Origin of the sequence: Nonomuraea jiangxiensis (assembly GCF_900099965.1) — a bacterium.
In the GTDB taxonomy this organism is placed as follows: domain Bacteria; phylum Actinomycetota; class Actinomycetes; order Streptosporangiales; family Streptosporangiaceae; genus Nonomuraea; species Nonomuraea jiangxiensis.
Map to the genome: position 1 here is coordinate 266,404 of NZ_FNDJ01000011.1, position 12,786 is coordinate 279,189.

Consider the following 12,786-nt stretch of genomic DNA (forward strand, 5'->3'; position numbering starts at 1 on the left):
GCCGTGGCTGAAGGGGTGCGGTGGCTCGACTACGAGCGGGCCGCCGATACCGACGCCGATCCCGCCCCGCCCGCCGCGGAGGTCACCTTCGAGCCCATGGACGAGCCCGTCGAGGCGGAGGCCGTGGAGCTCGACTGGTTCGATCAGCGGCAGCGGCCGCCCCGGCTCGCCGACTTCCGGCCGTACGGCGTGCCCGGCGGGCTCGCGCGGCCGGACCCGCAGGTGGAGCGGGACCTGGCGGAGGCGCTGCGGCCCGGCGCGCGCTTCCCCGACCCGCGTGGCACCTGGGTGCGGCTGATCAACGGCGGCGGCCCGGCCGACGACCCGTTCCGCGCCACCAACGCCGCCGACTGCGCGCTCGCCGTCCTGTCCACCTGGCACGGCGAGCCCGCCGCGGCCGCACCCAGGCTGCCCGAGTACGACGGCATCGGCCGGCCGATGCTGACCGGCGAGTACGGCAGCACGGCCAGGATCGAGCGCTGGGTCGGGCACCGGCTCCAGTACGCGGGCCAGGGCCGGCACGCCTACCCGATGATCGCGCGGCGGCTGAGCGAGGCCGGGCCCGGGGCGGGCGCGGTCATCGTGGTGCGCTGGCCCGGCGGCGGCTGCCACGTCTGGAACGCGGTCAACGCCGACGGCGAGGTGATCTGGATCGACGCCCAGCGGGGGCACATGTCCGTCGAGCCGCCGTACTCGACGGTGACCGGGGTGTTCTGCGTGATACTCGACCGGCAGGGACGGCCGCGATGAACCACGACCAGGCCAGGGCGCTGGCCGAGGAGTACTTCAACGGCGTGCGGCCGCTGGACGAGCCGTTGTCGGTGGGGGTGCACGGGTTCGCCGGCGGCTATGTGGCGTGGGTGCGCGACCTGGACCCCGACGATCCCGCCAAACTGCCGGAGACGCTCGGGGGCGGGTGCGTCGTGATCGACCGGGCCACGGGTGAGGTGGTGGCCCGGCCGCTGCTGGACCCGGAGACGGTCGCGGAGCTCTGGCCGGGCCGTACGCCCCGCTGACGGGCGGGTCACCCGGTGGCGAGGGAGTCGACGATCGAGGCCCGCGCGGCCCGGCGGGCCGGGAGGACGGCGGCCAGCACGCCCGCCAGCCCGGACAGCAGCACGAAGAGCACGACCTGCGGCACGGGCAACGAGTAGGCCGCGTCGGCCAGCATCGCCATCATGGCCGCCCAGCCGAAGACCCCGCCGAGCACCACCCCGACCAGCGCCCCGATCAGCCCGAGCACCAGCGCCTCGATCGAGAGCATGCCGCGTAGCTGCCGCCGGGTCAGCCCCAGGGCGCGCAGCAGGGCCGACTCCCTGGTCCGCTCGTGTACCGACAACGAGAGCGTGTTCGCGATGCCCAGCAGGGAGATCAGGATCGCCAGCCCCAGCAGCCCAGTGACGATCATGAGCACCATGTCCAGCGTCTCGTCGAACTCGCCGCGTACCTCGGTCGAGCTCGTCACCTGCACGACCGGGTAGTTGGCCGCGGCGGCGTCCACCAGCTTCCTGGCCTGTTCCGGTGGCACGCCGTCCTTGGCGTTGACCATCACCATCGTGTCCGGCACCGCGCCGAAGTACCGGTCGAACGGCCCTTCCGCCACCGTGACGGGCGGGAGCGACGACTGGGAGCCGTCGAGCAGTGCGGTCACCCTCAGCGCCACCCGGCCCGCCTCGGCCGTCTGGAGGGAGAGCGAGTCGCCGACCCGCGCGCCGAGGTCTCTGGCCGTGGACTCGTTGAGGGCCACCTGACCGGGGCCGAAGCCCGTCATGCTGCCGGAGGCGACGGCGGGGGTGATCGGCCCGCTGTAGGTGCCGACGTCGACCCGCCGGCCCGCCACCGTGGCCCTGACCTCGCGGATCTGCACCACCGAGGACAGCTCGGGCCGCCGGCGCAGCTCGGCCGCCACCGCCCTCGGGACCACGGGGTCCCGCTCCTGGCCGGCCAGCAGATAGTCGATCGGGAACTGCGCGTCGAGCTGGGCCGTCATCGTCGTCCTGGTGGACGCGGTGACCACCGAGATCAGCGTCATGAGCGTCACGCCGATCGTCAGTGCCACGGTCGTGGTCGCCGCCCGCCCCGGGTTGCGTGCCGCGTTCTCCACCGCGAGCCGCCCCGGCACCCCGAACAGCCTGGCGGGCAGCCGGCCGACCACCGCGCTCAGCGGCTTGACCAGCACCGGGCCCAGGATCAGCACGGCCAGGAAGGTCAGCGCGCCGCCGGCCACCACGACGACGAGCGAGAGCTGGCCGGGGTCGAACATCAGCACGCCGGCCGCGGTCGTGCCGAGCCCGGCCACCAGCAGGAGACCGGAGACGATCAGCCGCGGCAGGCCCGTGCGGAACGCCGGCTCCTCCACCTGGGCACGCAGCGCCGCGATCGGCGGGACCCGGGTGGCCGCCCTGGCGGGCAGCACGGCCGCGCCCACGGTCACCAGCAGGCCGACGGCCAGGCCGATGGCCATCGTGGCCGGGGTGAGCGACGCGGTCGCGTCGGTGGGCAGCGGGGTGTCGAACACGCCGAGCACGGTCAGGGCGAGCGCGGCCAGGCCGTACCCGGCGAGCAGGCCCAGCGCGGAGGCGAGCGCACCCACCACGGCGGACTCCAGCAGGATCGAGCCGAACACCTGCGCCCTGGTGGCCCCGACACACCGCAGCAGCGCCATCTCCCTGGTGCGCTGCGCGACCAGGATGTTGAAGGTGTTGTAGATGACGAGCGCGGCCACCATCATCGCCACGATCCCGAACAGCAGCAGGGCCAGCGTGAACGAGCGCGCCTCCACCCCGGCGGCCCTGGCCAGGTCGGCGGCCAGTTCGTCGCCGGTCTTGACCACGTGGCCGGGCCCGGCGGCGGCCGCGACGGCCCGCTCCAGCCCGGGAGCGTCGCCCGCGACGTCGATCTCGCGGTAGCCCTTCGCGCCGGTGAGGCGCTGGGTGGTGGCGGGGGTGAAGCCGAGCGCGCCGGTGACGGCCAGCATCTGGTCCACGCCGGTGTCGATCAGGCCGACGAGCTCGAACCGGTGCTCGCCCCTCTCATGGTCGAGCACGGTGATCGTGTCGCCGATCCGGAAGCCCTGGGCCTTGGCGGTGTTCTCGTCCAGCACGGCGGCGTGGTCGTCGGTGCCGGGGCCGGTGCCGGAGACGACGTTCGTGCGGTCGAGCGGGCCGCGGACGACCGACAGGGCCGTGGTGGGCAGGCTCCCGACGGTCTTGCCGTCCCTGCCCAGCAGCGGTGCCGGGCCGCGGACCAGGCCCTGGGCGTCGGTCACGCCGTCCAGCGCGCGGATCCGGTCCAGCAGCCGCGCGGGCAGCACCGCGTGGGCGTCCCTGGGCAGTACGGCCACGTCCACCTTGTCCGCGTCGGCCGTGACGCGCTGGGAGAAGGCCGCCTGGACGGTGTCGTTCAGCACGAACGTGCCCGCGATGAAGCCCACTCCCAGCAGGATCGCCAGCGCGGTCAGCAGCAGCCTGAGCCGGTGCGCGCGCAGCCCGGCGAGTGCCGTCCTCAGCACCTCACGCCTCCAGCTTCACGAGCGTGTCCAGCACGGACTGCGGCGTCGGCGTGGCGAGCTCGGTGACCAGCTCGCCGTCGCGCAGGAACACCACCCGGTCGGCGTACGAGGCCGCCACGGGGTCGTGCGTGACCATGACGATGGTCTGGCCCAGCTCGCGTACCGAGGTGCGCAGGAAGGACAGGATCTCGGCGCCGCTGCGGGAGTCGAGATTGCCCGTCGGCTCATCGGCGAAGATCACCTGCGGCTTGCTGATGAGCGCCCTGGCCACGGCCACGCGCTGCTGCTGGCCACCGGAGAGCTCGGCCGGCCGGTGCGAGAGCCGGTTGCGCAGCCCGACGGTGTCGATGACCCGGTCGAACAGCGGCTGGTCGGCCTGCCGGGAGGCGATCTCCAGGGGCAGCCGGATGTTCTGCTCGGCGGTCAGCGTGGGCAGCAGGTTGAAGGACTGGAAGACGAACCCGATCCGTTCGCGGCGCAGCCGGGTGAGCCGCCGGTCGTCCAGCGCGGTCAGCTCCACGTCGCCGACGTGCACGGTGCCGGAGGTGGCGGCGTCGAGGCCGGCCAGGCAGTGCATCAGGGTGGACTTGCCCGATCCGGAGGGGCCCATGATGGCGGTGAACGCGCCGGTCGCGAAGGCCACGTTCACGCCGCGCAGGGCGTGCACGACGGCGTCGCCCTGGCCGTACACCTTGGTCAGATCGGTGGCCACCACGGCGGGCGGGGCCTGGTGCCGGTTGTCCGTGAGTGTCACGGTCACTCCTTGTCATGATTTATCAGCGCAAACCACGTTAGGAGCGGAAATTTCGCCATCCATGGGCCCTGAGGAGGGACTTCGCGTACGCGGTTGGATGACCCCCGGTCAGACTTGTGGCCGATGCGAGGGCACGACCAGCCCGGTCTCGTACGCGTAGACCACCGCCTGGGCCCGGTCCCGCAGGCCCAGCTTGGCCAGCACCCGGCCCAGATGCGTCTTCACCGTGGCCTCCGCGACCTCCAGGCCGCCCGCGATCTCCTGGTTGGACAGGCCGCCGGCCACCATGAGCAGCACCTCGCGCTCGCGCGGCGTCAGCTCGGACACCGCCGACAGCTCCTCGGTCGGCAGGTGAGCGGCGAACCTGTCCAGCATGCGCCGCAGCGTGCTCGGCGCCACCACCGCGTCGCCCGCGTGCACGAGCTTGATGGCGTTGACCAGCTCGCCGGGCGGCACGTCCTTCAGCAGGAATCCGGCCGCGCCCGCCTTGACCGCAGCGAAGGCGTATTCGTCCAGGTCGAACGTGGTCAGGATGAGCACCTTCGGCCCCTCGATGCGCCGGGTGGCCTCCACGCCGTCCATGTGCGGCATGCGTACGTCCATGAGCACGACGTCGACCTCGGTCGTCCTCAGCAGCTCCAGCGCCGCGAGCCCGTCGCCGGCCTCCGCGACGACCTCGATGTCCGGCTGGGCCCCGAGCACCATCCTGAACCCGGCCCGCAGCAGCTCCTGGTCGTCGACCAGCATCACCCGAATCACCAGGCCCCTCCCTTCCTATGCCGCCTTGACCATGGGCAACCGGGCCAGCACCTCGAAGCCGCCGCCCTGCCTGGGGCCCGCCGCCACGGTGCCGCCGTACATGACGACCCGCTCGCGCATGCCGATCAGGCCGTGCCCGTCGGGGCTCCTGGGGGCCGCCGCGCCCCGGCCGTCGTCCGTCACGCGCACGACCAGGTCCGGGCCCCCGTAGTCGACCTCCACGAGGGCGCGCACGCCGGGGCCGCCGTGTTTGAGGGCATTGGTTAGCGCCTCCTGGACGATCCGGTAGACGGCCAGCTGCTGGCCCTCGGGCAACTCGGCAGGCGCCCCGCCGACGCGGAGCAGGGCGGGCACGGCCGAGCCGCGTACGAGCTCTTCGAGCTGCCCGAGACCGGGCTGCGGGGTGTAGTCGGTGCTCGGGGCCTCGTCCCCGCGCAGCACGCCGACCAGCCTGCGCATCTCGGCGAGGGCGGCGCGGCCGGTCTTGGAGATGTTCCTGACGGCCTGGCGGGCCTCCTCGGGGTCGCTGTCCAGGGCGTAGCCGGCGCCGTCGGCCTGCACCACCATCACGCTGACGTTGTGCGCCACGACGTCGTGCAGCTCCCTGGCGATCCTCGCGCGCTCGGCCGCCGCGGCCATCCTGGCCTGCTGGTCCCGCTCGCGTTCGGCTCGCTCGGCCCGCTCCTCCAGACCTTCCAGGTAGCGCCTGCGGGTGCTGGCGTACAGGCCGGCCAGCCAGACGGTCACCACGAACACCGAGCCGCTGAAGAACATGCCGAGCGTGGGCGTCTGCCAGTTGACCAGTGCCAGGAACACGCCCAGCTCCGTCACCAGCAGCGCCGCCAGCGCCCAGCGGAACACGCACTGGTAGGCCACCGCCCACAGGGCGACCAGGATCGCGCCGTTCGCCGGTATCGGGGCGGCGTGCGCCAGCCACTGGCCGAAGCTGATCAGCGCGATGACGGCGAAGGAGGTGAGCGGCCGGCGGCGCCACGCCAGCGGCAGCAGCAGGATCGCCGACAGGCCCAGGTAGCGGGCCTGGGCGAGGAGGAGATCGGGCCCGCTGACGCTGGCCGCGTACGGGATCGCCAGGAGCAGGCACAACAGGGCCAGCGGCGCCATCCGGGAGACGGTCGCCGGCTTCTCGTGGCGTCGCGACCACGCCCGCATCCTGCCGAACACATCATCACGATATGTATCCGCGGCCCGGTCCGGTTCCGCCTGGAGGTGGAAGTACGGGTACGACCCAGGTCTTACGTGATCCGGTCTTACAGCGGGCTTACGGGGGTTGGGGCATGCTGTTCTTTGGGAGCGCCCTTCGCGGGGCGAGTAAAGGGAGATCGTGATGGCGGATCATGATCGAAACGTCGGGTCGCGCGGTGAAGAGGAAGCACCGCGCGACCCGGCCCCAGCGGGGACCGGGGACACCGGCGACTTACCCCCGGACGACCAGTTGAGCTACGGCGAGGCGCCCGACGGCCCTACGCCACGATCATCCGGCTACCGGCCTGGCGCGGACACCATCCCACCTGGCATGCCGGGCTCGGGCGGCTGGGAGCGTGAGTCCTCCTTCAGGGACTTCTTCCGGCAGAAGCAGGCCCAGATCATCGGTGCGGGGCTCATCGGCCTGGTCGTCGGCGGCCTGCTCGGTGGCGGTGCCGTGCTCTTCGTCAGCAGCGTCGTGGAGCGGAACGAGATGCACGCGCCCTACCGCCCAGGACAGGACTTCTTCCACCCGGTCGAGCCGTCCTGCCGGACCACTCCCACGGGCGTCCATTGCGTCGCGCCGCCGTTGAAGATGCCCCGGCCGGTCCCGACCTTCGTCCCCGAACCCACCCGCACCGGTTGATTTTCTGTCGAGAAAAGTAGGGCCGGTGGGATTCGAACCCACACTAACAGCCACCTAAAGACTGCGCCTCTGCCATTGGGCTACGACCCCTTTTTTCGCCTTTCTCCACCAAGTATTTCAGCTGGCGAGTGGCAATTCGGACATGGAATCCGTAGATTTCCGCGCCACGATGCGCCAATCCTACAGCCTGCGCACCGCTGCGGGGCCCGGCTTCCCGAAGCGCGCTGACAGACCGAGGCGGCTGGAAATCGCGAGAAGTCGCTGGTCAGGGCCTGGATCAGGGGAACGCCGCCCGTCTGCCGTCGCACTCGGCCCGCCACGCGGGACGGGCCGACGCGCGGCGGGCGGGCGGCGGCCGATGCGGGCACGGCTGCCGCCCGTCGACTTGCTCCCGCCTGACAGTGATTACCCCATCAGGTCAAATATCGTGTCGGGACCGTGAACGGGCACCCTGAGAGGCCGCGTCAGGCCAGGCCGAGCTTCTTCAGCAGCGAGGCCACGTGACCGGTGGCCTTCACGTTGTAGAGGGCCTGCTCGATCTTGCCGTCCCCGTCGATGACGAACGTCGAGCGGATGACGCCCACCACCTCCTTGCCGTAGAGCCTTTTGGTGCCGTAGGCCCCGTAGGCCTGGTGCACGGTCAGCTCCGGGTCGGACAGCAGGGGGAAGGTCAGGGCGTCGCGCTCGGCGAACTTGACCAGCTTGGCCGGCTTGTCCTTCGAGACACCGAGGACGACGAAGCCCTCGGCCGTGAGCCGGCTCAGGCTGTCACGGAAGTCGCAGGCCTGCTTGGTGCAGCCCGGCGTCATCGCCGCGGGGTAGAAGTAGACGATCACCCGCTTGCCACGGTAGGCGTCAAGGGAGACGGCGGTGCCGTCGGCCGCGGGCAGCGTGAACTCGGGCGCGGCGTCGCCGGGCGCGAGCTTGGTTTCGGTCAATGGGCCCTCCTGAGTTCCTCACGCCAACCTACCGGCCCCGCCCGCCCTGCCGGGCCTGGCGGCCGACATGCCGGACCGGGTCGCCGTGCCGTACGGTGCGCCGACCTGACAGACTGATCGCGACGACAACGGACGGAGCTCGCACGGCACGCGAAGTGGGCGCGGCCACGCGCACGGTCGAGAGGAGAGCCATGGCTGACACCGATCCCGATGAGCTGGAGCGGCGGATCGCGCGGACACGCGCGGAGTTGGCTCAGACGGTCGACGCCATCGCCGACCGGGTGAGTCCCCGGCGGGTCGCCGAGCGTACGGTGGCCGACGTCAAGAGCAAGGCCGGGCACCTGGTGGCGTCCGTGGGGGACGCCCTGGGCGTCACGCCGCGGCCGGCCGACTACGGCAAGGACATGGACCAGGTGTGGGAGGACGAGCGGCCCGATCTCGCGCCGGTGCTGATCGGGATCGGCGCCGTGCTGGTCGTCGGGGCCGCGATCGTGCTCTGGCGGCGGCGCAGGAGGGGCTGACCCGCCGTCAGAGGAAGGTCCGTCCCTCGCCCCGATAGGTGGGGACGGATCCGACGACGGTGTCACCCTCGATGAGGTGCAGCGTGTCGAAGTGCTCGCACAGCTCGCCCGCCTTGGCGTGCCTGAACCACACCCGGTCCCCGAGCCGCAGGTCCTGCGCCGCCTGGCCGAGCAGCGGCGTCTGCACCTCGCCCGCGCCCTCGTCCGGGGCGTAGCGCAGGCCCGGCGGCAGGTACGGCTGGGGCAGGCGGGCCGGTCCCGGAGGGCCGGAGGCCAGGTAGCCGCCGCCGAGCACGGTGACCGTGTCCGGAGCCGGCCGGCGCACCACCGGCAGGGCGAACAGGGCCGCCGGACGGCCCGTGAACCTGCGGTAGAAGTCGAACAACCTCGGATGGAAGAACCCCGAGCCGGCCGCGACCTCCGTGACGGCCTTCTCGCGTACCGTGCGCTCGATCGAGCCGGTGCCGCCGCCGTTGACGAAGTCGAGGTCGGCGAGCCGGCGCACGGCCTTGACGATGCGGCCCCGCCGGACGAGGAGTTCCTTGGCCGAGCGTGACTGCATGAGGCGGAGGGCCCGGGTGCGGACGGCGTTCCCGGGCGGGGCGTCGCCGACGCCGGCGATCTGGCCCTCGTACGCCAGCAGTCCCGCCAGCCGGAAGCCGGGGCGTCGGGCGAGGTCGGCGGCCAGGTCGGCGGCCTCGTGGGGCTCGCGGACGGGGGAGCGGAGGGCTCCAGCCCGAAATTTCCCGCCGAGGGCGACATATCCAGCGTCGATGTCCATACATATCCGGATGTCTGCGCGTGGCTGGACCGCGGCCACGGCCGCCTCGATGAAGGCCAGGTGGGCGGTGGAGTCGATGGTCACCGTGATGTGCCCGGCCGCGTGCGCGTCCCCGGCCAGCGCCCGCAGCGCCCGGCGGTCGGCCGTGGGATAGGCCACCAGGATGTCGGTGAAGCCGTGCCCGGCCAGCCAGAGTGCCTCGGGCAGGGTGTAGGCCATGACGCCCTGGAAGCCGTCCATGGCCAGGATGCGTTCGAGGATCGGGCGGCTGCGTACCGACTTGCTGGCCACCCGGATCGGTTTGCCCGCGGCCCGCCGTACGAGGTCCGCCGCGTTGGCCCGCATGGCCGCCAGGTCGAGAACGGCGAACGGTGGTTCGAGAGCCGCTGTGGCGCGATCGTAGCGCTGGCGGTCATCCATACCAGCAGCGTAACGGCATATGGGACAAATGAATATGAGCCTGGTTCATATTCACGTCCGGCCCCGTAATGTTCGGGCAAATCGGCGGCGAGGATGCGGTCCGGACGATCCGCGGTCCATGTACGTCTGTCGTTGTGATGACCACGCTTCAGCAGATACTTCCCGGTGCCGCCGTGACCCCGCAGCGCACGGGGCTGCGCAGGGCGAGCAGGGTGCTCAGGCCGGCGCGCACGCTGCCCGGGGTCCTCGTCTCGCTCACGCTGGCCGCCGCGTCCGGGGCGACGGCGGCCGAGGTGGTGTCGGGCCTGCTCGGCACGCCGCTCGGCTGGGTCCCGGTGGAAGACGCGGTGGAACTCGCGAGGAAGACCACCTGGCCGGAGCTGTCCCAGGCCGCCCTGTCGGTGGTGGCGGCGGGCACGCTGATGTTGCTGCTGGCGGCCGTGCCCGGCCGCTGCCGGCTGGTGCCGGTGGAGACCTCCGACCCGCTGATCGTCGTCGGCGTCACCCGCACCGGCCTGCGCCGCACGCTGCGCGCCGCCGCCCAGCAGGTGGCCGGGGTGGACCGCGCCCGGGTACGGCTGCGCCGGCGCACCATCGAGGTCACCGTCATGACCTCGGCGGAGAGCTCCGGGGCGATGCTCCGGCAGGTCGGCACCGCGGTGGGGGACCGGCTGGCGGGCGTCGGCACCCTCGGCACGGGCGAGGTCGTGGTCCGGCTGCGGCGGAGGAGCGCGTGATGCGGCAGTACGCCGGCAATCGTGTCGGCCTGGCCCTGGTGGGCACGACGCTGGCGGGCCTCGGCGCCTACGCCTGGCTACGCGGCCAGGACCGCTTCTTCGACCTGCCGCCGAACGCCCGCGTCCTGCCCGCCCACGTCCACCGGGGCCTCGCCGAGGAGCCCTGGCCGCTGTGGGCGCTGGCCACCGCCCTGGTGTTCCTGTCCCTGGTGACGCTCCGCTGGCTGCTGCTCAGCCTGGGCTGGGGCCGCCGCGGCGACTCCAGCGGCACGGGCACCGCGATGCTCTTCGTCGGCCTCAAGGGCGTCGAGGGCCTGGGCCGGGCGCGGGTCCGGGTCGGGGCGGACGGCCTGCGCATCGGCCTGAGCTGCCCGTCGACGGCGGACGTGGGTGCGGTGGTGAGCAAGCTGGACCAGGACATCGTAGGCCGGATCCGCCGCGAGATCACCGACGACGACGCCCCCACCGTCGTCCGCCTGCACGTGCGCCGCTGACGACGTGATGGCCGGGTTGTCACTCGTAGTGGTAGCGGGCCTGCAGGATGACGATCTCGTCGTCCACCGCCAGATAGACCAGGCGGTGCTCGTCAGTGATGCGTCGCGACCACGCGCCCGCCAGTCCGTATTTGAGCGGCTCGGGCTTGCCGATGCCCTCGTAGGGATCGCGCAGGGTGTCCTCGATGAGCCGGTTGATCCGCTTGAGGATCTGCCGGTCGGCCGTCTGCCAGTGGACGTAGTCCGCCCAGCCTTGGCTGGTGAAAGCCACCTTCACCCAGCAGCCTCGTCGTCCGGTAGCTCGTGCCGCTCGTAACGTCCGGCGACCGCCTCCTGGTAGGACTCGATCAGGCGGCGCGCGTTGGCGGGGGAGCGGAGCAGATAGGCCGTCTCCTGAAGGGCCTCGTATTCCTCCGCGGCCACGAGGTAGGCGTTGCCGCTCTTGGAGACGATCTCCACGGCGGTGCGGTCGTTGTTGACCTCTTCGATCAGGGGGAACAGCCGACGGCGTGCCTCGCTGGCGGTGATGGACACGACCCACGCTCCTTTTCGAGTGGTACAGCATTATGGTACCACTCGATGGGTCAGCACTCGATCACGTTGACGGCGAGGCCGCCGCGTGAGGTCTCCTTGTACTTGTCGAGCATGTCGCGGCCGGTGTCGCGCATCGTCTTGATGGCCTTGTCCAGGGCCACGTAGTGGCGGCCGTCGCCGCGCAGGGCGATTCTGGCGGCCGTGATCGCCTTGTTGGAGGCGACCGCGTTGCGCTCGATGCACGGGATCTGGACCAGGCCGCCGATCGGGTCGCAGGTCAGGCCCAGGTTGTGCTCGATGCCGATCTCGGCGGCGTTCTCCACCTGCTCCGGCGTGCCGCCGAGGACCTCCGTGAGGGCGGCCGAGGCCATCGAGCAGGCCGAGCCGACCTCGCCCTGGCAGCCCACCTCCGCGCCCGAGATCGAGGCGTTCTCCTTGAACAGCACGCCGATCGCGGCGGCCGTGAGCAGGAAGCGGACCACGCCGTCGTCGTCGGCGCGCGGGATGAAGCGGGTGTAGTAGGTGAGTACGGCCGGGATGATCCCGGCGGCGCCGTTGGTGGGGGCGGTGACGATGCGGCCCCCGGCGGCGTTCTCCTCGTTGACCGCCAGCGCGAACAGCGTCACCCAGTCGATCGCCTGCAGCGGGTCCTTCTCCGCCGACTCCGACTGCAGGCGGCGGTGCAGCTGGTTGGCGCGGCGCTTGACCTTGAGCCCGCCGGGCAGCACGCCCTCCTTCGAGATGCCGCGCCGCACGCACTCCGACATGACGTGCCAGAGGTGGAGGATGCCCGAGCGGATCTCCTCCTCCGTGCGGCCGAACGCCTTCTCGTTCTCCATCATCAGGGCGGAGATCGACAGGCCCGTGTGGGAGCAGTGCTTGAGCAGCTCCTCCCCGGTGGTGAACGGGTAGGGCAGGACGGTGTCGTCTGGCTTGATGCGGTCGGCGCCGGTGGCCTTCTCGTCCACGACGAAGCCGCCGCCGACCGAGAAGTAGACCTTCTCCCTGACCCGCTCGCCGGCCGCGTCGTAGGCCGTGAAGCGCATGCCGTTCGGGTGCTCGGGGAGGGAGATCTTGCGCTCGAAGACGAGGTCCAGGCCGACGACGAAGGGGATCTCGTGGGTCCCGTAGAGCTTGATCAGGCCGGTGTCGCGCATCTCCGCCACCCGGGCCTCGACGGTGTCCACGTCGACCAGCTCGGGCTTCTCGCCGGACAGGCCCAGCAGGACCGCCTTGTCGCTGCCGTGGCCCTTGCCGGTCAGGCCGAGCGAGCCGTACAGGATGGCCTCGACGCGGGCCACTCGCGGCAGGAGGCCGTCCTCGTGCAGGCCGCGGGCGAACTTGTGAGCGGCCGCCATCGGGCCTCCCGTGTGGGAGCTCGACGGGCCGATACCGATCTTGAAGAGGTCGAAGACGCTGATCGCCATTGATGTGCGCCCTTCAGAAGGGGCCGGGGCCCGGGAGCCCCGGCGGGCCGATGCAGGAAAC

Annotated in this window: 15 protein-coding genes and 1 tRNA gene; 6 read left to right on the top strand and 10 right to left on the bottom strand. The window is 71.8% G+C overall.

Features of this window, described 5'->3' with window-relative positions; all coding sequences use genetic code 11:
• Nucleotides 1-3 precede the first annotated feature (3 nt).
• Nucleotides 4-750, top strand: coding sequence for a toxin glutamine deamidase domain-containing protein (locus tag BLS95_RS24920; RefSeq protein WP_245765252.1), 747 nt, complete (start codon nucleotides 4-6; stop codon nucleotides 748-750).
• Complete coding sequence (locus BLS95_RS24925; protein WP_090935705.1) at nucleotides 747-1,016, top strand: hypothetical protein; 270 nt, start codon at nucleotides 747-749, stop codon at nucleotides 1,014-1,016. Before BLS95_RS24920 ends, BLS95_RS24925 begins: the two co-directional genes overlap by 4 nt.
• 8 nt (nucleotides 1,017-1,024) lie before the next feature.
• On the opposite strand, the gene BLS95_RS24930 is transcribed toward BLS95_RS24925, so the two are convergent.
• The 4 genes from BLS95_RS24930 to BLS95_RS24945 form a co-directional block, all read right to left on the bottom strand.
• The gene (locus tag BLS95_RS24930) at nucleotides 1,025-3,511 is read right to left on the bottom strand and encodes an ABC transporter permease (RefSeq protein WP_090935708.1); all 2,487 of its coding nucleotides are present in this window, start codon (nucleotides 3,509-3,511) and stop codon (nucleotides 1,025-1,027) included.
• 1 nt (nucleotide 3,512) lies between these two features.
• On the bottom strand, nucleotides 3,513-4,265 hold the full coding sequence (locus BLS95_RS24935; RefSeq protein WP_245765253.1) for an ABC transporter ATP-binding protein: 753 nt from the start codon (nucleotides 4,263-4,265) through the stop codon (nucleotides 3,513-3,515).
• Between the two features lie 108 nt (nucleotides 4,266-4,373).
• Complete coding sequence (locus tag BLS95_RS24940) at nucleotides 4,374-5,024, bottom strand: response regulator transcription factor (RefSeq protein ID WP_218135968.1); 651 nt, start codon at nucleotides 5,022-5,024, stop codon at nucleotides 4,374-4,376.
• A gap of 15 nt (nucleotides 5,025-5,039) precedes the next feature.
• On the bottom strand, nucleotides 5,040-6,206 hold the full coding sequence (locus tag BLS95_RS24945; RefSeq protein WP_090935716.1) for a sensor histidine kinase: 1,167 nt from the start codon (nucleotides 6,204-6,206) through the stop codon (nucleotides 5,040-5,042).
• 163 nt (nucleotides 6,207-6,369) lie between these two features.
• Between BLS95_RS24945 and BLS95_RS54380 the strand changes: the two genes are divergently transcribed.
• On the top strand, nucleotides 6,370-6,873 hold the full coding sequence (locus BLS95_RS54380) for a hypothetical protein (protein ID WP_143043860.1): 504 nt from the start codon (nucleotides 6,370-6,372) through the stop codon (nucleotides 6,871-6,873).
• A 17-nt stretch (nucleotides 6,874-6,890) separates the two neighbouring features.
• Here the strand turns inward: BLS95_RS54380 and BLS95_RS24955 are convergent.
• A tRNA-Leu gene (locus BLS95_RS24955) sits at nucleotides 6,891-6,963 on the bottom strand.
• Nucleotides 6,964-7,337: 374 nt separating this feature from the next.
• Nucleotides 7,338-7,811: a thioredoxin-dependent thiol peroxidase gene (gene bcp, locus BLS95_RS24960; protein ID WP_090935721.1), complete on the bottom strand. Its 474-nt coding sequence runs from the start codon at nucleotides 7,809-7,811 to the stop codon at nucleotides 7,338-7,340.
• Nucleotides 7,812-8,002: 191 nt separating this feature from the next.
• Between bcp and BLS95_RS24965 the strand changes: the two genes are divergently transcribed.
• Nucleotides 8,003-8,332, top strand: a complete 330-nt coding sequence (locus BLS95_RS24965) for a DUF3618 domain-containing protein (protein ID WP_090935723.1) — start codon at nucleotides 8,003-8,005, stop codon at nucleotides 8,330-8,332.
• Nucleotides 8,333-8,339: 7 nt separating this feature from the next.
• On the opposite strand, the gene BLS95_RS24970 is transcribed toward BLS95_RS24965, so the two are convergent.
• Nucleotides 8,340-9,533, bottom strand: a complete 1,194-nt coding sequence (locus tag BLS95_RS24970) for an amino acid deaminase/aldolase (protein ID WP_090935727.1) — start codon at nucleotides 9,531-9,533, stop codon at nucleotides 8,340-8,342.
• A 137-nt stretch (nucleotides 9,534-9,670) separates the two neighbouring features.
• Here BLS95_RS24970 and BLS95_RS24975 point away from each other — a divergent pair, with 137 nt between their 5' ends.
• Together BLS95_RS24975 and BLS95_RS24980 are read left to right on the top strand one after the other, a co-directional pair.
• Entirely contained in the window at nucleotides 9,671-10,270 is a 600-nt protein-coding gene (locus tag BLS95_RS24975; protein WP_090935730.1) for a DUF6286 domain-containing protein, read from the top strand.
• A complete protein-coding gene (locus BLS95_RS24980; protein ID WP_090935732.1) occupies nucleotides 10,270-10,764 on the top strand; it encodes a hypothetical protein in 495 nt (164 codons plus the stop codon). Before BLS95_RS24975 ends, BLS95_RS24980 begins: the two co-directional genes overlap by 1 nt.
• Before the next feature lie 19 nt (nucleotides 10,765-10,783).
• On the opposite strand, the gene BLS95_RS24985 is transcribed toward BLS95_RS24980, so the two are convergent.
• The 3 genes from BLS95_RS24985 to BLS95_RS24995 are packed head-to-tail and all read right to left on the bottom strand — an operon-like array spanning nucleotide 10,784 to nucleotide 12,725.
• Nucleotides 10,784-11,041, bottom strand: a complete 258-nt coding sequence (locus BLS95_RS24985; protein ID WP_090935735.1) for a Txe/YoeB family addiction module toxin — start codon at nucleotides 11,039-11,041, stop codon at nucleotides 10,784-10,786.
• Nucleotides 11,038-11,298 carry a type II toxin-antitoxin system Phd/YefM family antitoxin gene (locus BLS95_RS24990; RefSeq protein WP_090935738.1) on the bottom strand — a complete coding sequence of 87 codons (261 nt, stop codon included), beginning with the start codon at nucleotides 11,296-11,298 and terminating at the stop codon, nucleotides 11,038-11,040. Before BLS95_RS24990 ends, BLS95_RS24985 begins: the two co-directional genes overlap by 4 nt.
• Nucleotides 11,299-11,348: 50 nt before the next feature.
• Nucleotides 11,349-12,725, bottom strand: coding sequence for an L-serine ammonia-lyase (locus BLS95_RS24995; protein WP_090935741.1), 1,377 nt, complete (start codon nucleotides 12,723-12,725; stop codon nucleotides 11,349-11,351).
• Nucleotides 12,726-12,786 lie beyond the last annotated feature (61 nt).